Origin of the sequence: Ensifer sp. ENS03, from assembly GCF_014852035.1 — a bacterium.
Lineage (GTDB): Bacteria > Pseudomonadota > Alphaproteobacteria > Rhizobiales > Rhizobiaceae > Ensifer > Ensifer adhaerens.
The window spans coordinates 37,810-57,080 of sequence record NZ_JACVAV010000001.1 but is presented as its reverse complement, the minus strand read 5'-3'; the positions used below and the strand labels follow the sequence as shown (position 1 = coordinate 57,080).

Below are 19,271 nucleotides of genomic sequence, written 5' to 3'. Positions count from 1 at the left end.
TATCGGTGTCTGTCCTAGAGCGTCGCCATGCCGCCATCGACGATCAGTTCGGCACCGACGGTAAAGGTGGCTTCGTCCGAAGCGAGGAAGACCACGGCCTTGGCGATCTCGCTCGCATCGCCGAAACGGCCAAGCGGGATCTGCGCGGCGATCGCATCGACCACTTGCTTGTTTTGTTCGGGCGTCGGGGCGTGGCCGTCATGGAGCGGCGTGCGGATTGGGCCGGGGCTGACGGCATTGACCCGGATGCCGCGGCCGATGAGTTCGCCGGAGAGCGTGCGGGCCAGCGACAGCAGGCCCGCCTTGGTCAACGCATAGACGCTGGAGGTCGGCATGCCGATATGGGCGTTGATCGAGGTGTTGAGCACGACCGAGGCGCGCTTCGAGAACACGGGCAGCAGTGCCTGGATCAGGAAGTAAGGGCCCTTGACGTTGATGGCGATCGACCGGTCGAAGCTTGCCTCGTCCCACTCTTCGATCGGCTGCAGCTTGGCGATGCCGGCATTGACGAACAGGATGTCGAGCGTGCCGAAGGCGGCACGGATCTTTTCGGCAACGGCCGCCTGGCCGGCGACATTGCCGGCATCGGCCTCGATGATGAGCGCAGCCTCGCCAAGGACGGATCGGGCTTCGGCGATGTTCTTCGGATTGGTGCCGGTGACGGCAACGCGTGCGCCTTCGGCAATGAACTGGCGGGCGGTTTCGAGACCGATGCCGCTGGTGCCGCCGGTGATGAGTGCCGTCTTTTTCTCCAAACGTGACATGATGAAATCCTCTTGCTGGGTTGAGAAGGAGGCCGGTTCGATTGGCCGTCCTTCGATGCCCACAGATATGGCGGAAAACGGTCGTTCGGATTAGTCTCCCAATCGTGGAACTCGAATTCGGAAAAGCCGAACGATGATGAAGATCGAAGGAATAGCTGCCTTTGTCGCCGTGGCCGAAGCCGGCTCGATCAGCGAGGCGGCACGTCGCCTGCGGCTGTCGAAATCCGTCGTCAGCGAAAGAGTGGCAGAACTGGAGCGCGGGCTCAACGCCACGCTTCTCCACCGCACCACACGCAAGCTGACGCTCACCGAGGATGGCATCGCGTTTCGCGAGCGCGCCATCCGGATTGTCAGCGAAGTGCAGGCGGCCGCCAGCGATCTTGCCGAACGCCGCGGGCTGCTGACGGGACCGCTTCGGATCGCGGCCCCCGTCAGCTTCGGCCGAAGGCATCTCGGCCCGGCGCTCTATCCGTTCCTGGCCCAACACCCGGAGATCGAGCTGACGCTTGACCTCGACGACCGACGGGTCGATGCCGCCTCCGAAGGCTACGACGCGATCGTGCGCCATGGCGCGATCGCCGACTCGCGGCTGGTCGTGTGGAAACTTGCGAGAAGCCGGCGCCTGCTGGTCGCCGCGCCCGACTATCTCGACCGGCACGGCACGCCCGCGTCGCTCGCCGAACTCGACGGCCATCGCGGCATCTTCTACACCAACCGGGGTGCTGCCGACTGGCGCTTCGAAGGACCTGGCGGTGCGACAGTCGTACGGGCGCGCCTGGCGCTTGGCATGAACAATGGCGACATGTTGCACGATGCCGCCGTCGCCGGGCTCGGCATCGCGCTGTTGCCCGCCTTCATCGCCGGTCCGGCCGTGCGCGAGGGGCAACTGAACGAGATCGACGTCGGGCTCAGCCCGGAGCCGGAGTTCATCTACATGGCGCATCCAGAGGGCCGGCGCGCCTCCACCAAGCTCAGAGCCATCGCCCAGCACCTGAAGGAAGCCTTCGGCGATCCGCCCTATTGGGATCCGTGACGGCTCCGCAATCCCGGCACAATCGTTGCGGGCGACGGTATCGCGCCGATCGCCGATCAAGTCTTGACCAAGGCTTGACCGAAACCGGCTGGTGAGCAGTTCATCTGGCACAATGGGGGAACCGGCGGCTATAGATCCTTCGTCGGCTACCGTCCGTCGACGGGTGTCGGCGTGGTCGCCCTGTCGAATGCGTCGACCGACGTCGGCGTCGACGACATCGGCCGCCATCTGCTCAATCGCAACGCGCCGCTTGCGCCGCCGATCGTCAAGCGCACGGCCATAGTGATCGACCCGGCGCGCTATGATGCCTATGTCGGCACCTACAGGCTGGCGCCCGACTTCGAACTCACGATCTTTCGGGATGGCGATAGTCTGTTTGCCCAGGCGACCGGGCAGGACCGGCTCGAAATCCTTCCGGAGGCCGAGCACCGCTTCTTTACGAAGCTCATCGATGCCCAGATCAGCTTCACGCTCAAAGGCGACCGTGCCGAAAGCCTGACCTTGCACCAGGGTGGGCAGAGCAGCCCTGCGCCTCGGGTCTCGAAATGACGAGCGCCTCCCGCCTGCTTATGAGGGCGGGAGACGATTTCCAGATCGATCAGAACAGCAGATCGATGGTGAAGTAGGCGAGCGCCGAAATCGCCGCTGCGGCGGGCATGGTGATGAACCAGGCAATGACGATATTGCCGGCAAGCCCCCAGCGCACGGCCGAAACGCGACGCGCAGCACCAACGCCGATGATCGCTCCGGTGATGGTGTGGGTGGTCGAGACCGGGATGCCGAGCCAGGTGGCGGCAAAGAGCGTGATCGCTCCGCCGGTCTCGGCGCAGAAGCCCTGCATCGGATTGAGCCTGGTAATCTTCGAGCCCATGGTGTGGACGATGCGCCAACCGCCGAACAGCGTGCCGAGCGCGATCGCCGCCTGGCAGGTGATCACCACCCAGAACGGCACATAGAACTCCGAGCCGAGATAGCCTTGCGAGTAGAGCAGCACCGCGATGATGCCCATGGTCTTCTGCGCGTCGTTGCCGCCATGGCCGAGCGAATAGAGCGAGGCCGAGACGAACTGCATGACGCGGAAGGTGCGGTCGACGGCAAAGGGCGTCTGGCGCACGAAGATCCAGGAAACGATCAGCACCAGCATGAGCGCCAGGAAAAAGCCGATCGCCGGCGACATGAAGATCGCGCCGACGGTCTTCAGGAGGCCGGTCCAGACGATCGAACTGAAACCGGTGCTCGCAAGACCGGCACCGACGAGGCCGCCGATCAGCGCGTGCGACGAACTCGACGGGATGCCGAAGAGCCAGGTGACGATGTTCCAGACGATTGCGCCGATCAGCGCCGAGAAGATCACCAGCGGCGTGACGATGCCGGGATCGATGATGCCCTTGCCCAGCGTCTCGGCCACGTGCAGGCCGAAGAACAGGAAGGCGATGAAGTTGAAAAAGGCCGCCCACATGACCGCGTACTGCGGTCTCAGCACCCGTGTCGAGACGATCGTCGCGATCGAGTTGGCGGCGTCGTGCAGACCGTTCAGGAAGTCGAAGAACAGCGCGATGCCGATCAGCCCGACGAGCAACGGAAAGGCGAGCGTCGCATCCATCAGACGTTCTCGATCACGATGCCGCTGATTTCATTGGCGACGTCCTCGAAGCGGTCGACGACCTTTTCGAGCTCGCCATAGATCTCGCTGCCGATGATGTAGGCCATCGGGTTGCTGGCGCCGTGGCGGCGGAACAGGTCCTTGAGGCCCTGTTCGTGCAGTTCGTCGGAGCGGCCCTCGATGCGGGTGACCTCTTCGGCGATCGCGATCAGGCGGTCGTGATTGGCGCCGATCCTATCGAGCAGCGGAATGGCCTCGGCGATCAGGTGCGCGGCCTTGACGACCGTGGTGCCCATTTCGCGCATGCCGGGATCGAAGCTCTTCTGTTCGTAAAGGCGGATCGTCTTGACGGTCTTGTGCATCATGTCGATGGCATCATCCATCGACTGGATCAGATCCTTGATGTCGCCGCGGTCGAAGGGCGTGATAAAGGACCGGCGCACGGCCAGCAGCACCTCGGCGGTGATGTGGTCCGCCTCATCCTCGAGCGCGACGATCCGGTCGCAGTGTTTTTCCAGATCGTCGCCGCCAGCGAGAACCTTGTCGAGCGCATCGGCAGCACCGACGACGGTGCGCGAATGTTTTGCGAAGAGGTCGAAGAAGCGATCCTCGCGGGGAAGAAGTTTGCGGAACCAGGCCAGCATCACACGTATATCCATCTGTGGATTGTCATGCGGCTGTCATATTTCACTAGGTCCTTTATGAAAAGCACCGAATCAAAGGGGTTTGTCGCCTTTCCCCTGTCGATATCGGCCTATCTTGCACGATATGGCGACGCGCCCCATTTCGCCTTGCCTTGGCAGGCGCTTTCGTCCTAGCTGCGCCCAACGTCGAATCCGGACTGCCGATGCCAAACAAGGTCTTTCTCAACCGCCTGAAGCTTACGGAGTTCCGCAACTATGCGGCCCTCTCGCTTGAGCTCGATCAGCGCCATGTGGTGCTGACGGGGGAGAACGGCGCCGGCAAGACCAACCTCATGGAAGCCGTCTCTTTCCTTTCGCCCGGCCGCGGCCTCAGGCGCGCAGCCTATGCGGACGTGACTCGGGTCGGTGCCGGCGACGGGTTCTCGGTCTTTGCGGAAGTCGAGGGCATGGAGGGAACCGTCGAGATCGGCACCGGGACTGCCGGCGTCACGGAAGGGCAATCCCGGCGGCTGCGGCTGAATGGAACACCGGCAGCGACCGTAGACGAACTGACCGATCACCTGCGCGTCCTCTGGCTGACGCCATCGATGGATGGGCTCTTTACCGGGCCTTCGGCCGACCGGCGGCGTTTCCTCGATCGTCTTGTGCTGTCGCTCGATCCGGAGCATGGCCGTCGCGCCAGCGAATTCGACCGGGCGATGCGCAGCCGCAACCGGCTGCTCGGTGAATTCCGCCCGGACCCTTCCTGGCTGACGGCGATCGAAAAGGAAATGGCCGGTCTCGGCGTCTCCATGGCGCTGGCGCGGCAGGAAATGCTCGGTCTGTTGACGGCGCTGGTCGAGCGCACTGTCGATGAAAGCGTCTTTCCCTCGGCGCGCCTGGCGTTGTCGGGCTTTCTCGACGACGAGGGCCATCGTCCGGCCTATGATCTGGAAGAACAATATCTGACGATGCTGCGTGATGGGCGTCCGCGCGACGCCGCGGCGGGGCGCACGCTCGACGGGCCGCACCGGAGCGACCTGCTCGTGCGTCACCGCGAGAAGGACATGGAGGCAGCACGCTGCTCGACCGGGGAGCAGAAGGCGCTGCTCGTCGGCCTGGTGCTGGCGCATGCGCGCCTCGTCGGCGACATGACCGGCCACGCGCCGATCCTGCTGCTCGACGAGATCGCCGCCCATCTCGACGTCAACCGGCGCGCCGCTCTGTTCGATCTCGTCGACGGCCTTGGCGGCCAGGCCTTCATGACCGGGACGGACCAAGCGATGTTCGAGGCGCTGGGCGAACGCGGCCGCTTTCTGACGGTTTCGCACGGCAGTGTTACGGGATAAGCAGAGGTCACCGAGGAGGATTTTGCCATGACCGGTGAGAACAAGCTCGACCAATCGGAGATCACCCGCTACGCCCGCCATATCGTGCTGCCGGAGATCGGGGGTGCCGGGCAACAAAGGCTGAAGGCGGCCCGTGTGCTGGTGATCGGGGCCGGCGGGCTCGGCGCTCCAGTGCTCGTCTATCTTGCCGCCGCCGGCATCGGCCGGATCGGCATCGTCGACGACGATGCGGTCGCGCTTTCCAACCTGCAGCGGCAGATCATCCACCGCACTGAAGACATCGACCGCGCCAAGGTCGAGCGGGCCGCCGAGGCGATCACCGCCCTCAACCCGCATGTCGGCGTCGACGAACACAGGCTCAGGCTCAACCCCGACAATGCCGAGGCGCTTTTCCGGCAATATGACCTGGTGATCGACGGCTCGGACAATTTCGATACGCGCTATCTCGCCGCCGATACGGCGGCAGCGGTCGGCATTCCGCTGGTGACCGGCGCCGTCGGCCGCTTCGACGGATCGCTGTCAGTGCTGATGCCCTACAGCGCCGGCGCCGATGGACGGCCGAACCCATCCTATCGCGATCTCTTTCCCGAGCCGCCGCCGGCCGGTGTCGTGCCCTCCTGCGCGGAGGCCGGCATCGTCGGCGCGCTGACTGGCGTCATCGGCACCTTGCAGGCGATGGAGGCAATCAAGGTGATCGCCGGCTTCGGCGAACCGCTGGTCGGACGGCTGCTGATGTATGACGCACTGACGGCACAGTTCAACACCATCCGCTATCGCCGCAGAGCATAGGCCGACCATGGTGCAGATCTTTCGCATCGACGAAGCATTCGACCGCTACGAGGAACTGCTGGCGCTGATCCTTGGCGCCTTCTCCTACATGGACGGGCGGATCGACCCGCCGTCGTCGGCGCATGCATTGAACATCGAGTTGCTCCGGCAGAAGATCGTTGAAGAGATTGCCTTCGGCGTTCGCGACGGCGAAAGGCTCGTCGGCTGCATCTTCTGCAAGCCGGGGGACGATTGTCTCTATATCGGCAAGCTTGCCGTCGCGCCTGAGACGCAAGGAAAGGGTATCGGTCGGCTGCTGCTCGCCGAAGCGGAGGCGACGGCGCGTGCGCTGAAGCTGCCGGCGCTGAGGCTCCTCACCCGCATCGAACTCATCGACAATCACCGCGCCTTTGCCGCCTGGGGCTTCGTCCAGAGCGGCACGATGTGCCATCCCGGTTTTACCCGGCCGACGGCGATCGAGATGCGCAAGACACTTTAGCTTCCGGGCTTGAGCGAACCGAATGGACGGCCGCACGGCGTTTCGCGTTCAGTCGCGGCCCGGAAGCACGCGGTCCGGTGGTCGGTGGCCATCGAAGAAGGTGCGGATGTTAATCACCACCTTCTCGCCCATGTCGATGCGGCCCTCAAGCGTCGCCGAGCTCATATGCGGCAGAAGCACGACCTTGCCCTCACCGGCAAGCTTGATCAGCTTCGGATTGACGGCCGGCTCGTTCTCGAAGACGTCGAGGCCGGCGCCAGCGATCTTGCCTTCGCGCAGCGACTTGATCAGCGCCGTCTCGTCGATGATGCCGCCGCGGGCGGTGTTGACGATGTAGCTGTCCGGTCGCATCAGCGCCAATCGCCGTGCCGAGAGCAGGTGGTAGGTCGCCGGCGTCGACGGGCAGTTGACCGAGACGATATCGACGCGGGCAAGCATCTGGTCGAGGCTGTCCCAATAGGTCGCCTCCAGCATCTCTTCGGTTTCCGCCTTCACCCGGTGGCGGTTGTGGTAGTGGATCGAAAGGCCGAAGGCCTTGGCGCGGCGGGCGACAGCGGTGCCGATCCGGCCCATGCCGACGATGCCGATGCGCTTGCCGGCAATGCGCCGGCCGAGCATCCAGGTCGGCGACCAGCCAGCCCATTCACCCTTGCGATCGGTCAGGATCTGCGCACCTTCGGCAAGCCGGCGCGGCACGGCGAGGATCAGCGCCATCGCCATGTCCGCGGTGTCTTCGGTCAACACGTTCGGCGTGTTGGTCACGGTGATACCCTTGCGGGCCGCAGCATCGACATCGATGTTGTCGACGCCGTTGGAAAAGCTTGCGATCAGCTTCAGCTGCGGGCCGGCCTGCTCGATCAGCGCCGCATCGATGCGATCGGTCACCGTCGGCACCAGCACGTCGGCGCGTTTCACCGCGGCAACGAGTTCCGGCTGGCTGCGCGGCGTGTCGTCGATGTTCAGCTCCGCATCGAAGAGCTCGCGCATGCGCGTCTCGACGATGTCAGGCAATTTGCGGGTGATGTAGACCGTGGGCTTCTTCTTGCTTGTCATTGCTGCGACGGGCCTTGTTGACGGGTCCTTAACCAAGTTGGGCGATACTTTCTCCCTGTAGCCGCAATTTCTACCAGACCCCACCGGGAAGACAAACAAAACTCGCGTCGTCGTCCCCGCGATTTCCGCCCGACCCATGGGCCTCAAGTGAACTGCGCCTGCAAAAGCTAGTGCCACGGAAAATGGGCTTCGTCATGCGTCACGTCATTTCCAGATTCTCGCTCTCGTTGATCGCCGCCTGCCTTGGCGCCGCGATCATGACGTCAGCGGCTTACGCTCAGGCCGCCAAGGGCGCCAGCGGGCTGCCGCTGCCGCGCTTCGTCAGCCTGAAGTCCAAGAGCGTCAATCTGCGGATCGGCCCGAGCGTCGATTACGCGGTCGCCTTCCGCTACATGAAGCCGGGCGTGCCGGTCGAGATCATTCAGGAATACGACAACTGGCGCCGCATCCGCGACGCCGACGGCACCGAAGGCTGGGTGAACCAGGCGCTGCTTTCCGGCGACCGCACAGCCGTTGCAGCCCCCTGGATGCGCGGCAAGGGCGAAGGCGTCTTCGTCAACATGCGCCGCGACGCGCAGGGCAATTCCCCGATCGTCGCCCGCATGGAGCCCGGTGTCATCGTGAAAGTCGGCGAGTGCAATGGCGACTGGTGCCATGCCGAAGCGCAAGGCGTCGAAGGCTGGATCGCCCAAGGCGAAATCTGGGGCGCCTATCCGGGCGAGGCCTTCAAGTAAGGCCGCGCCCGTCTTTAACCAAAAATCAATTCGGTCGGATCAGGCGAGACCAGCCTGTTTGGCGGCCGTTTCCAGCGAGACCATCGGCCGCGGCCCGATCTGGCCGATGACGATGCCGGCCGCGAGATTGCCGAGCTTGCTGCAGTCTTCGAGCGAGCGCCCGGTCGTGTAGCCGTGAAGGAAGCCGGCGGCATAGAGGTCGCCGGCGCCGGTCGTATCGACAACCTGGGCGATCGGCGTTGCGGTGACCCGAACGCGTTCGTCGCCGCGCACGACAACCGAACCCTCTTCGCTGAGCGTTACCGCCGCAAGCTTGCAATCCTTCGAGAGCTTCTCCAGCGCCAGATCGAAATCCTCGGTCTCGTAGAGCGCCAGCGCCTCCTGCTTGTTGGCAAAGACGATGTCGACCGTGCCGGAGCGCATGAGTTCCAGGAACTCGTCGCGATAGCGGTGAACGCAGAAGCTGTCCGACAGCGTGATCGCGGTCTCGCGGCCATTCGCGTGGGCGATCCGTGCGGTTTCGCGGATAGCATCCTTGGCGCGCGGCGGATCCCAGAGATAACCTTCGAAATAGGTGACCTTGGCCTCAGCGACGACGTCGGCTTCGACGTCCTCGGGGCCAAGCTCGACGCAGGCGCCGAGATAGGTATTCATCGACCGTTCGCCATCCTCGGTGACGAAGATCATCGAGCGCGCCGTCGGCGGCACGGTTTCGAGCGGCTTCGTTTGGAAATAGACGCCCTGGGCACGGATGTCGTGGGCGAAGATCTCGCCGAGCTGGTCGCTTGCGGTCTTGCCGAAATAGGCAGCGCGGCCGCCGAGGCTGGCAACGCCCGCAGCCGTATTGCCGGCGCTGCCGCCGGAGGCTTCGACCGCCGGGCCCATGCGCGAGTACAGCAACTCGGCTCGCTCGGCATCGATGAGGTTCATGGCGCCCTTTATGATGCCGTTTTCATTGAGAAAAGCATCGTCGCAGCGCGCGATGATATCAACGATGGCGTTGCCGATCGTCAGCACGTCGTATTTTGTCATGAACCTCGTCCGGTCTCCGTGATGGCCGGTGTTCGTTAATACCGGTTTTCCGGCCATTTGGAAGACAAAAGACGCGTGCAGGCGGCTTCACGCCGTAGGAAGCGCGCTTTCCTCATAGGCGGCGGCGAATTCGGCGCTCGGCGGAATGGGCTTGATGATATCGATCAGCACGCCATTCGGGTCGGCAGTGATGAAATGGCGCTGGCCGAAATCCTCGTCGCGCAAGGTTTTGAGGATCGGCAGGCCGGCAGCAAGCGCCTGCGCATAGATCGCATCCGGATTCTCGACCTCGAAGTTCAAAAGCAGACCGCGCGTCGGCGCACGCGCCTCCTCGGGGATCGTCTCGTGGCGGTAATCGAGCACGGCCAACGTCACATGCTCATCCTCGACCGATTGAAGATGCACATACCAGTCGCTGGTGAAGAGCGCCTGGAAACGGAAGTGATCGACATAGAAGGCGGCGGTGGCGGCAACGTCGGCCGTCATGATGACCGGGTAATAGCTCGTCGATTTCATGGCTTTTCCTCGCTCCGGCAATATCATACAATCTGCATGTTTCTTTAATTAACATACAGGCTGCATGTATGCAACAGGAAATCTCCCGACGCTCCAATCGCGAGCGCTCCGACACGACGCGCGCCGCGATCCTCGATGCCGCCCGCGGCCTCTTCGTCACCAGGGGCTACGCCGACACGTCGACGCCGGACATCGTCGCGGCCGCCGGCCTGACCCGCGGCGCGCTCTATCACCACTTCGAAGACAAGAAGGCGTTGTTTCGCGCGGTGGCGGAACGGGAAGCAATTGCTGTGGCGACGTCGATCGAGCAGGCGACGTCAGGCGACCTTTCGGCCCGCCAGGCACTGAAGGTCGGCGCCCATGCCTATTTCGACGCCATGCGCGAGCCGGGGCGTATCCGCCTGCTCTTGCTCGATGGGCCTGCCGTCCTCGGCAAGCGGGAGATGATGGCGATCGACGTGGCCAACGCGCAGAGAACGCTCGAGGAAGGGATTGCCGAGGCAATGGCTCCGGCCACCGTTTCTGCCGAAAGGCTGTCGGCCATGGCTTCGCTGCTTTCAGCTGCCTTCGATCGCGCGGCGCTCGACATTGCCGATGGCGCGTCGAGCGAGGTCTATGCGGAAACGATCGGCACGCTGATCGACCGGATGGTGTCGACGTAAGGATCAGCGTTTACGGCAGGCGTCAGCTTGCGGCGGAGATCATCTGCGGCGGCAGTTCGACGAGCGACGCCGGGATGTCGCAGGTCTTTTCCGGCGACTTGCAGATATCGGCGATGACACAGCGCTCGCATTCAGGCTTGCGCGCCTTGCAGCAGTAGCGCCCGTGCAAGATCAGCCAGTGATGGGCGTGGTAAAGATACTCGTCGGGGATGATCTTTATCAGCTTGTCTTCCACCTCGTCCGGGGTCTTGCCCGGCGCCAGACAGATCCTGTTGGCGATGCGCAGGATGTGGGTGTCGACGGCGATCGTCGACTGGCCGAAGGCCATGGAGAGCACGACATTGGCGGTCTTGCGCCCGACGCCCGGCAGAGTCACCAGCTCTTCGCGTGTGCGCGGCACCTCGCCGCCGAAGTCGCGGATCAACTTTTCGCTCAGCGCGATGACGTTCTTCGCCTTGTTGCGATAGAGGCCGATGGTCTTGATGTAGTCCCGGACTTTTTCTTCGCCGAGCGCCAGCATCTTTTCCGGCGTATCGGCGATGGCAAAGAGCGCACGCGTCGCCTTGTTGACGCCGGCATCGGTCGCCTGCGCCGAGAGCGCCACGGCGACGACCAGCGTGAAGGGATTGACGTGCTCGAGTTCGCCCTTCGGCTCCGGCCGCTGGATCGAGAAGCGACGGAAGATCTCCTTGAGCTCGTCCTGGCTATAGAGGCTCCTCACCCGCGGCGTGGCGCGGCGGCTCGCCTTCGGTTTTGCAACACCCACGGGCAATTTTGGCTTCACGTTTTTCATGATGCATCTATAGTCAAAGGTCATGATCCATGGCAACGCCACCACCCCATCTGAGGACGCTCCGGTCTTCACCGCCGAGCTCACGCCCTATCGCTCGCTCGGGCGCCGCGGCTTCAAAATGTTCTTCCTGATCGCCGGGCTCCTGAGCCTCGTTCACGGCCTCGTCTTCCTCATCATCGGCGCCTGGCCGGTGGTGTTCTTTTTCGGGCTCGACTACCTGCTGCTGTTCGGCGCCTTCTGGCTGAACAATCGCTCGGGGCTCAGCCGCGAAGAGGTCCGCGTTAGCAGGACGGACGTTTCGGTGCGCAAGTTCACGCCCTCGGGCCAGATCAGCGAGCATCGTTTCAATCCGTTCTGGGCGCGCTTGAATGTCGCCCGGCATCAGGAGATCGGCATCGTCTCGATGACGATCAGCGGCGGTGGCCGCCGAACCGATATCGGCTCGTTCCTCAACCGCGACGACCGCGAGACTTTTGCGCTGGCGCTCTCGGGCGCGCTTGCGACCGTTCGCCGCCGCTGACGCCTGGCGCTTGTGGCGGCATCCCGCCGATCGCATGTTTTCAAGTTTCGGGTGGTTGACGGGGCCAGCAAATGGTTACCTGTGACAAGACAGGAGAAGAGCCATGAACATTGCGACATCCGTACCCACCGACATCACGCCGAAAGGCACCGACTATGATACGGTCAGCCGCGTGATCGAAATGCTCACCGAGGACTATCGCGACCAGCCGTCGCTCGAATCCGTGGCACAGCGCCTGAAGCAGTCGCCGACGCAGCTCCAAAAGGTCTTCACCCGCTGGGCCGGGCTTTCGCCCAAGGCCTTCCTGCAGGCCGTCACGCTCGACCACGCCAAGCGCCTGCTGCGCCAGGAAGACATGCCGCTGCTGGAAACCAGCATCGAAGTGGGCCTGTCAGGACCGAGCCGCCTGCACGACCTGTTCGTCACCCACGAGGCGATGTCGCCGGGTGAATGGAAGGCGCGCGGCGAAGGGCTGACAATCCGCTTCGGCTATCACCCCTCGCCCTTCGGCACGGCGCTGGTGATGATCACCGAGCGCGGCCTCGCCGGCCTTGCCTTCAACGATGCCGGCGGCGAGCAGGCAAGCTTCGAGGACATGGCGCAACGCTGGCCGAACGCCCGCTACATCGAGGACAGCGCGGCGACGTCCCAATACGCCGCGCGCATCTTCGATCCTTCGCGGTGGAGGCAGGACGAGCCGCTGCGCATCTTCCTCATCGGCTCCGACTTCCAGATCCGGGTCTGGCAGGCGCTGCTCAAGATCCCGCTCGGCTGCGCCACCACCTATTCGAACATCGCCGGCAACATCGGCCAGCCGACGGCATCGCGCGCCGTGGGTGCTGCGGTCGGGCGCAACCCGATCTCGTTCGTGGTTCCGTGCCACCGCGCCCTTGGCAAGAGCGGCGATCTCACCGGCTATCACTGGGGCCTAACGCGCAAACGCGCCATCCTCGGCTGGGAAGCCGGCAAGGCGGCCGACGGCACGATCTGATTACAGGCTTCCCAGCATCATCACAGACGCAAAAAGGGGCGCCCAGCGCCCCTTTTTCATTCTCCGTCTGTCAGCGCTCAGTGGGCGCCGGACATGTCGCCGAGCACTTCCTTGGAAGCGACGGTCGAATTGGCGTTGAGCTTGTAGACCATCGGCACGCCGGTCGCGAGGTTGAGCTTCAGGATCTGTTCCTTGCTCAGGCGATCGAGCACCATGACCAGCGAGCGCAGCGAGTTGCCGTGTGCAGCGACCAGGACCTTTTGGCCCGACAGCACGCGCGGCAGGATCTCGGTCAGGTAATAGGGCCAGACGCGTGCGCCGGTGTCGCGCAGGCTCTCGCCGCCCGGAGGCGGAATGTCGTAGGAGCGGCGCCAGATATGCACCTGCTCTTCGCCCCACTTCTCGCGGGCGTCATCCTTGTTAAGGCCCGACAGGTCGCCGTAGTCGCGTTCGTTCAGCGCCTGGTCGCGGATCGTTTCGAGCGAGGACTGGCCGACGGCGTCGAGCACGAACTGGCACGTGCGCTGGGCGCGGATGAGATCCGAAGTGAACGCGATGTCGAACTTGATGCCGTAGTCGGCAAGCGCCTTGCCGCCGGCCTTGGCTTCCTCGACGCCGAGTTCCGTCAGGTCCGGATCACGCCAGCCGGTGAACAGGTTCTTCAGGTTCCAGTCGCTCTGGCCATGCCGGACGAGGACGAGAGTACCGCTCATGTCGAATTCCCCTTGAGACTTGAGAGTGAAAAGGTCAGTTGAGCCCGAGAACGTCGAGCATCGAGTAGAAACCGGGCTTCTGGCCGCGGGCCCAGAGTGCAGCGGTGACGGCGCCGCGCGCGAAGATCGAACGGTCCGTGGCGCTGTGCGAGAGCGTCACCTGCTCGCCTTCGCCGGCAAGAATGACCGAGTGTTCGCCTATGACCGAGCCGCCGCGCAGCGTCGCAAAACCGATCGTGCCAGCCGGACGCGGACCCGTATGACCGTCACGCACGCGCACGGAGTGGTCGGCAAGGGCGATATCGCGCCCCTTCGCCGCCGCAGCGCCGAGAAGCAGGGCCGTGCCCGAGGGCGCATCTACCTTGTGCTTGTGGTGCATTTCGAGGATTTCGATATCCCAGTCGGCCGACCCCAGCGCCCGCGCCGCCTTCTCCGTCAACACACCGAGCAGGTTGACGCCGAGGCTCATATTGCCCGACTTGACGATACGGGCGTGGCGGGCGGCAGCGCGAATCTTCGCCTCGTCGTCGGGCGAGCAGCCGGTGGTGCCGATCACATGGACGATGCGGGCCTGGGCGGCGAGCCCGGCAAACTCGACGGTGCCAGCCGGCGCCGTGAAATCAAGGACGCCTTCTGCTTCGACGAAGGCTTCGAGCGGCTGGTCGGTCACCGGCACGCCGATCGGGCCTAGGCCGGAGAGTTCGCCCGCATCGCGGCCGATGAAGGGAGAACCGGAGCGCTCGACGGCCGCATGCAGCCGCACGCCGTCCATCGCGTGAACCGTCCTGATCAGCGTCTGACCCATACGGCCGGCCGCACCCACCACCACGAGCTTCATATCGTTTGCGCCCATCGGTGATTTCCTTCTTGTCCGCTAGTGAATTTCGGCGTCGGCCGGCGCTTCGGGCGCCTCGCCTTCAGGCGACTGCTCTTCCGAAGACTGACCCTGGAGATTGTGGAGGCGAGCGTAGAGACCGTCCGGCCGCCGTGCAAGATCGACATGGGTGCCTTCCTCGACGACGGAGCCATCCTTCATGACGATGATCTTGTCGGCGTTGACGACGGTCGAAAGTCGATGTGCGATCACGATCACCGTGCGGCCATCCATCGCGTGGTCGAGCGCCTTCTGCACGGCGGCTTCCGATTCGGTATCCAGCGCGGAGGTAGCCTCGTCGAGCAGAAGGATCGGGGCGTTGCGCACAAGCGCACGTGCGATCGACAGACGCTGGCGCTGACCACCCGATAGCGTCATGCCGTTCTCGCCGACCGGCGTATCGTAGCCCTGCGGCTGCGCAAGGATGAACTCATGGGCGTAGGCAAGCCGTGCGGCGTCCTCCACCTCGGCATCCGTCGCGTCGATGCGGCCGTAGCGGATGTTGTCGCGGATCGAGCCTTCGAAGAGATAGGGCTGCTGCGACACATAGGCGATACCCTTGCGCAGCGACTGCTTAGTGACGTCGGCGATGTCCTGCCCGTCGATAAGGATCTGGCCGGATGCCGGATCGTAGAACCGTGGAATGAGGCTGATGACCGTCGACTTGCCGGCACCCGAGGGGCCGACGAGCGCGGTCGTCTTGCCGCCCTCGGCCACGAAGCTGACGCCCTTCAGCACCTCGTCGCCATTGGGATAGCGGAAGCGCACGTCACGCAGTTCGACAGCGGCATTCGTAAACGCCAGTTCCTTGGCATCGGCCTTGTCGCGCTGGTGCGGCACGGTGTCGAGGATCTCGTAGACCATGCGGGCGTTGACGGCGGCGCGTTCGAGCGAGACCTGAAGACGCGCCAGGCGGCGGGCCGGATCATAGGCCATGAGCAGGGCGACGACGAAGGCGAAGAAGGCACCGGGCGGCACGTCGGCGTAAATGGCGCGGAAGGCCGAATAGGCAAGCACGGCCGAAATCGCCAGACCCGCGAAGGTTTCGGTCATCGGCGCGGTACGCTCGCTCAGCCGCGCAATGCGGTTGGCGCGGTTTTCGGCCCGGTCGATAATCGTCTCGACTTTGCCACGCAGCTCGCCTTCCATGGTGAAGGCCTTGACGATGGTGATGCCCTGAATGGTCTCCTGCATCGCGCCGAGAACACGGCTGTTGACCTCGATCGCCTCGCGCGTGGCCGAGCGCAAGCGCTTGGACACATAGCGCAGGCCCAGGAGCAAAGGAGGTGCTGCGACAAAGACGATGATCGACAGCAGCCAGTCCTTGGCAAACATGACGCCGACCAGGCCGATCAGCGTCAGCAGGTCGCGCGCGATCGAGGTAACGGTCAGATTGAGCACGTCGCGAATGCCGCTGACATTCTGGCTGATCTGGGCTGCAAGCTGCGCCGAGCGGGTCTCGTTGAAATAGCCGACGCTGAGCGCCATCAGATGGGCATAAAGGCGGCGCTGGTAGCGCGCGACGATGTTGTTGCCGATCTTCGAAAGCGCGACGGCCTGGCCGTAGGTGGCAAAGCCGCGCAGCACGAAGGCGGCAAGGATCGCACCGCAGACGAGCAGAACGATGTCCGCCCGCTTGTTGGCAAAAGCCTCGTTGATCACGGTTTCCATGATCGACGCGGTAAAGCCGGTCGTCGCGGCGACCACGGCAAGGCAGCTGATGGCGAAAACATAGCCGCGAATGTGGTCACGACCGTTTTCGGCAATCACCCGCTTGAGGATTCCGCTGATCGTATCGGAGTCGACCGCGTGCTGTTTTTTCTTGCTGGCGCTCAAAAAGCCCGTCTTCCCTGGAACCAATCTGGAGAGCCGGCATCCGGCCCGATCTTTCCCGGCGCTCTATAGTGGTTTGATATCGCTTTGGCGAGTCTTTGCGCGCGCAGCGGGCTCAGCTTCTCCAGCGGCGTCCTTCCGTTGCCACACCGAAATCCCTCGGCGTGCGGGCAAAAGCGGCCAAACCGGAGAGCGCCGCCATCGGGTGAATGACGGCAAAGGTGGGGATCGTCCGCATCAGCGCCGAGTGCGGCGCCTTGTCCTCGAAGGCAGCACGGAAGGGCGACTTCAAGAGCGCCGGCAGGATCTTCTGCGAGATGCCGCCCGCCAGAAAAACGCCGCCACGCGCCATGAAGATCAGCGCCATGTCGCCGGCGACTCGCCCGAGATAGGTCGAAAACAGCGAGATGGTCTCGATCGCCGCCCTGTCGCTGTCGGCCAGTGCGTGCGTCGTTACTTCCGCGGGGTCCGTCAGAACCGGGTCAACGCCATCGGCGGCGCAGACCGCGCGGTAAAGGTTCATGATGCCGCGGCCGCAGAGGATCTGCTCGCCGGCCATGCGGCCTTCGATCGGCTCGAGAAAGGGCCAGATCTGGAAGTCGCGTTCAGTGCGCGGACCGATATCGACATGTCCGCCTTCGCCCGGCACCGGGAACCAGGTATGCTGGGCAAAGATCAGACCGCCGACGCCAAGGCCCGTTCCCGGACCCAGCACGACGCGGGAGGTCATCGGCCGGATGCTGCCGCCGCCGATCTGCACCAGATCCTCATCCGCCGGAGCGGCGACGGCAAGCGCCTGCGCCTCGAAGTCGTTGATGATGAGCACGTCTTCGAGGCCGAGGCTCGAAAGCATGTCCTTCGGCCGGATCACCCAGCCGGCGTTGGTCAACGGAATTTCGTCGCCCCGAATCGGACCAGCGACCGCCAGGATCGCCGAGCGCGGCTGCACGGAGGTCTTGTCGAGAATGCTCTTCTGCAGCGCCTCCTCGATCGTCTCGAAATCACCGGTCTTGATCGGCGGCAGCTGCTTCGGGTCGGCAAAAGCGTCGATGAGCAGGGCGAAGCGCGCATTGGTGCCGCCGATGTCGCCGATCAGGATCGGAAAGGGAAAGCTGTGTTCACTGGTACCGGACATCGCAAAGATCCATCCTGATCGTCATCTTGGGTTGCTGAACTGTCTATCAGACAGAACGGGATGAGGAAAAGTGCGGGAGGATTTCAGTAGAATCCGCCCGCCGGGAGCCCGCATCATCTGGGGTTCAGGTCGATCAACTGCTCGGCCGTTGCACGATTGAGCGCCATCGGAATGTCGTAGACGATGGCGAGGCGCATCAGCGCCTTGACGTCGACATCGTGCGGCATAGCGGTCAGCGGATCGACGAAGAAGATCAACAGTTGCACTTCGCCGGTGGCGATCATCGCGCCGATCTGCTGGTCACCGCCGAGGGGGCCGCTTTTCAGCCGGGTGATATCGAGGCTTGGGCAGACGTCGAGGACGCGACCGCCGGTCGTGCCGGTGGCGACGATCCGCCAGTCAGCCAGAACCGTCTCGTGCGCCTTGGCAAAGTCCGCAAGATCGTCCTTCTTCTGATCATGCGCGATCAGCGCAACACATTTTCGATCCGCCATGCCGGGCCTCGCATCAATATTTAAATCGATTTGATTGCCCTATACATGAGCGCCACGGGAATGGGAAGGCTGATGCCTCCCCGCCCCACTCGTGTGTCCTTAATCCTACTGCAGCGTCGGACGCGCCATTGGTACGGGGATATCGGCCGGCGGGACATCACCGGACGCACCGATCACCTGCTCGATACTATCGTTCGCTGCGGCCGGCGCGGCAGCCCGGTAGGCCGTGCCAAAAGTGGCGGCCGCTTCCGAGGCCGGCGCCGGGCCGTTCAGGACCAGAGCGCAGGCCTTCGGCAAGTCGGCAAGCGTCGTCACCTTCGGCTTGACGGGCTTTGCGTCCGGCTTCTTGGTCGGCTTCGCCCATGGCTCGTCGGTGAACCACCAGGCCAGCGACTTGTCGCAGCCGTCGCCCGCCGGCACTTCCGCCTGGTCCTTGCAGGTCGAAGCGCCGGCGGGGCACTTGATGCGGATGTGGAAGTGATAATCGTGGCCGTAGATCGGCCGGACCTTGCCAAGATTCGTGCGGTCGCCCGTCCAGGTATCGCAAAGCTTCTTCTTGATCGCCGGATTGACGAAGACGCGCTCCACCTGCGGGTAGCTCGCCGCCAACATGATCAGCTGCGCGTGCTTCGGCGTCCAGATCGAACGGTCGACCGTCAGGAATTTGTTCTTCTGCAGCATCGAGGTGGCGGAGATGTCCTCGCGCTCGCGATAGGTAAGCGTGCGTTGCGGCATCGGCGTCAGCCAGATATCGGCATCGAGCCCGATCTGGTGCGAGGCGTGGCCCGACAGCATCGGCCCGCCGCGCGGCTGCGAGATATCGCCGAGCAACAGGCCCGGCCAGCCGACCTTGTCGGCGGCGTCGTGGGAAAACTGCTCGATCAGCGCGATCATCTGCGGATGGCCCCAGCGGCGGTTGCGCGACAGCCGCATTGCCTGCCAGGTCGGCCCGTCGGTCGGGATGGCGACACCGCCGGCAAGGCATCCCTTCGCATAGAAGCCGTAGGAATTTGCCGCCATCTCGGCAGGCAGGGCCTTGGCGCCGAAAAGCGCCTTGGCCGGCGTTTCGTCCGCCGCGGCGTTGTCGGCGATCAGGAGGCTTGTTCCGAGCAACAGCGCAAGAAACGCCGAGCCGCAACGTCGAAATGGAGCAATCATTGAATTTCGTCCCGTTTGTCTCGCGGCGAGCGGCGCCGTTGTGCGGCATGCCTCTCCGGCGAACCCCGATCCTAAGGCCCCGTCTTTGCCTCAGCCTTACGCGTTACGTGGTTGTGAATCACCG

At 63.9% G+C, this 19,271-nt stretch carries 22 protein-coding genes; 9 read left to right on the top strand and 13 right to left on the bottom strand.

The features are described 5' to 3' along the window. Window positions 1–14: 14 nt before the first annotated feature. Window positions 15–764: an SDR family oxidoreductase gene (locus tag IB263_RS00295; RefSeq protein ID WP_192437337.1), complete on the bottom strand. Its 750-nt coding sequence runs from the start codon at window positions 762–764 to the stop codon at window positions 15–17. A gap of 133 nt (window positions 765–897) precedes the next feature. Between IB263_RS00295 and IB263_RS00290 the strand changes: the two genes are divergently transcribed. Next, window positions 898–1,797, top strand: coding sequence for a LysR family transcriptional regulator (locus IB263_RS00290; RefSeq protein WP_192437335.1), 900 nt, complete (start codon window positions 898–900; stop codon window positions 1,795–1,797). A 171-nt stretch (window positions 1,798–1,968) separates the two neighbouring features. Then, window positions 1,969–2,346 carry a DUF3471 domain-containing protein gene (locus IB263_RS00285; protein ID WP_192437333.1) on the top strand — a complete coding sequence of 126 codons (378 nt, stop codon included), beginning with the start codon at window positions 1,969–1,971 and terminating at the stop codon, window positions 2,344–2,346. 49 nt (window positions 2,347–2,395) lie between these two features. Here IB263_RS00285 and IB263_RS00280 read toward each other — a convergent pair whose 3' ends face one another. Both IB263_RS00280 and IB263_RS00275 read right to left on the bottom strand, forming a co-directional pair. Then, window positions 2,396–3,400, bottom strand: coding sequence for an inorganic phosphate transporter (locus tag IB263_RS00280; protein ID WP_034804933.1), 1,005 nt, complete (start codon window positions 3,398–3,400; stop codon window positions 2,396–2,398). After that, window positions 3,400–4,044 (bottom strand): DUF47 domain-containing protein, encoded by a 645-nt coding sequence (locus tag IB263_RS00275; protein ID WP_043622835.1) that lies wholly within the window; start codon window positions 4,042–4,044, stop codon window positions 3,400–3,402. Before IB263_RS00275 ends, IB263_RS00280 begins: the two co-directional genes overlap by 1 nt. 203 nt (window positions 4,045–4,247) lie before the next feature. Here IB263_RS00275 and recF point away from each other — a divergent pair, with 203 nt between their 5' ends. The 3 genes from recF to IB263_RS00260 are packed head-to-tail and all read left to right on the top strand — an operon-like array spanning window position 4,248 to window position 6,639. Further along, the gene (recF, locus tag IB263_RS00270) at window positions 4,248–5,372 is read left to right on the top strand and encodes a DNA replication/repair protein RecF (RefSeq protein ID WP_060580671.1); all 1,125 of its coding nucleotides are present in this window, start codon (window positions 4,248–4,250) and stop codon (window positions 5,370–5,372) included. Window positions 5,373–5,399: 27 nt separating this feature from the next. Then, window positions 5,400–6,161: a molybdopterin-synthase adenylyltransferase MoeB gene (locus IB263_RS00265; RefSeq protein WP_192437331.1), complete on the top strand. Its 762-nt coding sequence runs from the start codon at window positions 5,400–5,402 to the stop codon at window positions 6,159–6,161. 10 nt (window positions 6,162–6,171) lie between these two features. Beyond that, on the top strand, window positions 6,172–6,639 hold the full coding sequence (locus IB263_RS00260) for a GNAT family N-acetyltransferase (protein ID WP_192437995.1): 468 nt from the start codon (window positions 6,172–6,174) through the stop codon (window positions 6,637–6,639). A gap of 48 nt (window positions 6,640–6,687) precedes the next feature. Here the strand turns inward: IB263_RS00260 and IB263_RS00255 are convergent, their stop codons facing one another. Further along, window positions 6,688–7,692: a D-glycerate dehydrogenase gene (locus IB263_RS00255; protein WP_034804939.1), complete on the bottom strand. Its 1,005-nt coding sequence runs from the start codon at window positions 7,690–7,692 to the stop codon at window positions 6,688–6,690. Window positions 7,693–7,874: 182 nt separating this feature from the next. On the opposite strand from IB263_RS00255, the gene IB263_RS00250 reads away from it, so the two are divergent. Beyond that, on the top strand, window positions 7,875–8,426 hold the full coding sequence (locus IB263_RS00250) for an SH3 domain-containing protein (RefSeq protein WP_034804952.1): 552 nt from the start codon (window positions 7,875–7,877) through the stop codon (window positions 8,424–8,426). A 39-nt stretch (window positions 8,427–8,465) separates the two neighbouring features. Here the strand turns inward: IB263_RS00250 and IB263_RS00245 are convergent, their stop codons facing one another. After that, window positions 8,466–9,458: an adenosine kinase gene (locus IB263_RS00245; protein ID WP_060580534.1), complete on the bottom strand. Its 993-nt coding sequence runs from the start codon at window positions 9,456–9,458 to the stop codon at window positions 8,466–8,468. A gap of 87 nt (window positions 9,459–9,545) precedes the next feature. After that, a complete protein-coding gene (locus IB263_RS00240; protein WP_060519439.1) occupies window positions 9,546–9,974 on the bottom strand; it encodes a VOC family protein in 429 nt (142 codons plus the stop codon). Window positions 9,975–10,042: 68 nt separating this feature from the next. Here IB263_RS00240 and IB263_RS00235 point away from each other — a divergent pair, with 68 nt between their 5' ends. Then, entirely contained in the window at window positions 10,043–10,636 is a 594-nt protein-coding gene (locus tag IB263_RS00235) for a TetR/AcrR family transcriptional regulator (protein WP_060580533.1), read from the top strand. Between the two features lie 22 nt (window positions 10,637–10,658). Here the strand turns inward: IB263_RS00235 and nth are convergent, their stop codons facing one another. Continuing rightward, complete coding sequence (gene nth / locus IB263_RS00230) at window positions 10,659–11,429, bottom strand: endonuclease III (protein WP_192437329.1); 771 nt, start codon at window positions 11,427–11,429, stop codon at window positions 10,659–10,661. Between the two features lie 22 nt (window positions 11,430–11,451). Here nth and IB263_RS00225 point away from each other — a divergent pair, with 22 nt between their 5' ends. Further along, the gene (locus IB263_RS00225; RefSeq protein ID WP_034804964.1) at window positions 11,452–11,949 is read left to right on the top strand and encodes a DUF2244 domain-containing protein; all 498 of its coding nucleotides are present in this window, start codon (window positions 11,452–11,454) and stop codon (window positions 11,947–11,949) included. A 103-nt stretch (window positions 11,950–12,052) separates the two neighbouring features. Continuing rightward, entirely contained in the window at window positions 12,053–12,940 is an 888-nt protein-coding gene (locus IB263_RS00220) for a bifunctional helix-turn-helix domain-containing protein/methylated-DNA--[protein]-cysteine S-methyltransferase (protein ID WP_034804968.1), read from the top strand. Window positions 12,941–13,017: 77 nt separating this feature from the next. Here IB263_RS00220 and IB263_RS00215 read toward each other — a convergent pair whose 3' ends face one another. From IB263_RS00215 to mepA, 6 genes are all read right to left on the bottom strand, one after another. After that, window positions 13,018–13,653 (bottom strand): 2,3-bisphosphoglycerate-dependent phosphoglycerate mutase, encoded by a 636-nt coding sequence (locus IB263_RS00215; RefSeq protein ID WP_060519435.1) that lies wholly within the window; start codon window positions 13,651–13,653, stop codon window positions 13,018–13,020. Window positions 13,654–13,687: 34 nt separating this feature from the next. Continuing rightward, window positions 13,688–14,506: a 4-hydroxy-tetrahydrodipicolinate reductase gene (gene dapB, locus IB263_RS00210; RefSeq protein ID WP_134886741.1), complete on the bottom strand. Its 819-nt coding sequence runs from the start codon at window positions 14,504–14,506 to the stop codon at window positions 13,688–13,690. 21 nt (window positions 14,507–14,527) lie between these two features. Then, window positions 14,528–16,363, bottom strand: a complete 1,836-nt coding sequence (locus tag IB263_RS00205) for an ABC transporter ATP-binding protein (protein WP_089043069.1) — start codon at window positions 16,361–16,363, stop codon at window positions 14,528–14,530. A gap of 112 nt (window positions 16,364–16,475) precedes the next feature. Continuing rightward, a complete protein-coding gene (locus IB263_RS00200; protein ID WP_192437327.1) occupies window positions 16,476–17,495 on the bottom strand; it encodes a glucokinase in 1,020 nt (339 codons plus the stop codon). 113 nt (window positions 17,496–17,608) lie between these two features. Further along, window positions 17,609–17,989, bottom strand: a complete 381-nt coding sequence (locus IB263_RS00195) for a methylglyoxal synthase (protein ID WP_034805003.1) — start codon at window positions 17,987–17,989, stop codon at window positions 17,609–17,611. A 105-nt stretch (window positions 17,990–18,094) separates the two neighbouring features. After that, window positions 18,095–19,147 (bottom strand): penicillin-insensitive murein endopeptidase, encoded by a 1,053-nt coding sequence (gene mepA, locus IB263_RS00190; protein ID WP_034805006.1) that lies wholly within the window; start codon window positions 19,145–19,147, stop codon window positions 18,095–18,097. Between the last annotated feature and the right edge of the window lie 124 nt (window positions 19,148–19,271).

Excerpts from the sequence above, each read along its gene's own strand:
- IB263_RS00295 (WP_192437337.1), bottom strand. The coding sequence starts at position 764 with ATGTCACGTTTGGAGAAAAAGACGGCACTCATCACCGGCGGCACCAGC.
- IB263_RS00290 (WP_192437335.1), top strand. The coding sequence starts at position 898 with ATGATGAAGATCGAAGGAATAGCTGCCTTTGTCGCCGTGGCCGAAGCC.
- IB263_RS00280 (WP_034804933.1), bottom strand. The coding sequence starts at position 3,400 with ATGGATGCGACGCTCGCCTTTCCGTTGCTCGTCGGGCTGATCGGCATC.
- IB263_RS00275 (WP_043622835.1), bottom strand. The coding sequence starts at position 4,044 with ATGCTGGCCTGGTTCCGCAAACTTCTTCCCCGCGAGGATCGCTTCTTC.
- recF (WP_060580671.1), top strand. The coding sequence starts at position 4,248 with ATGCCAAACAAGGTCTTTCTCAACCGCCTGAAGCTTACGGAGTTCCGC.
- IB263_RS00265 (WP_192437331.1), top strand. The coding sequence starts at position 5,400 with ATGACCGGTGAGAACAAGCTCGACCAATCGGAGATCACCCGCTACGCC.
- IB263_RS00255 (WP_034804939.1), bottom strand. The coding sequence starts at position 7,692 with ATGACAAGCAAGAAGAAGCCCACGGTCTACATCACCCGCAAATTGCCT.
- IB263_RS00250 (WP_034804952.1), top strand. The coding sequence starts at position 7,875 with ATGGGCTTCGTCATGCGTCACGTCATTTCCAGATTCTCGCTCTCGTTG.
- IB263_RS00245 (WP_060580534.1), bottom strand. The coding sequence starts at position 9,458 with ATGACAAAATACGACGTGCTGACGATCGGCAACGCCATCGTTGATATC.
- IB263_RS00240 (WP_060519439.1), bottom strand. The coding sequence starts at position 9,974 with ATGAAATCGACGAGCTATTACCCGGTCATCATGACGGCCGACGTTGCC.
- IB263_RS00235 (WP_060580533.1), top strand. The coding sequence starts at position 10,043 with ATGCAACAGGAAATCTCCCGACGCTCCAATCGCGAGCGCTCCGACACG.
- nth (WP_192437329.1), bottom strand. The coding sequence starts at position 11,429 with ATGAAAAACGTGAAGCCAAAATTGCCCGTGGGTGTTGCAAAACCGAAG.
- IB263_RS00225 (WP_034804964.1), top strand. The coding sequence starts at position 11,452 with ATGATCCATGGCAACGCCACCACCCCATCTGAGGACGCTCCGGTCTTC.
- IB263_RS00220 (WP_034804968.1), top strand. The coding sequence starts at position 12,053 with ATGAACATTGCGACATCCGTACCCACCGACATCACGCCGAAAGGCACC.
- IB263_RS00215 (WP_060519435.1), bottom strand. The coding sequence starts at position 13,653 with ATGAGCGGTACTCTCGTCCTCGTCCGGCATGGCCAGAGCGACTGGAAC.
- dapB (WP_134886741.1), bottom strand. The coding sequence starts at position 14,506 with ATGGGCGCAAACGATATGAAGCTCGTGGTGGTGGGTGCGGCCGGCCGT.
- IB263_RS00200 (WP_192437327.1), bottom strand. The coding sequence starts at position 17,495 with ATGTCCGGTACCAGTGAACACAGCTTTCCCTTTCCGATCCTGATCGGC.
- IB263_RS00195 (WP_034805003.1), bottom strand. The coding sequence starts at position 17,989 with ATGGCGGATCGAAAATGTGTTGCGCTGATCGCGCATGATCAGAAGAAG.
- mepA (WP_034805006.1), bottom strand. The coding sequence starts at position 19,147 with ATGATTGCTCCATTTCGACGTTGCGGCTCGGCGTTTCTTGCGCTGTTG.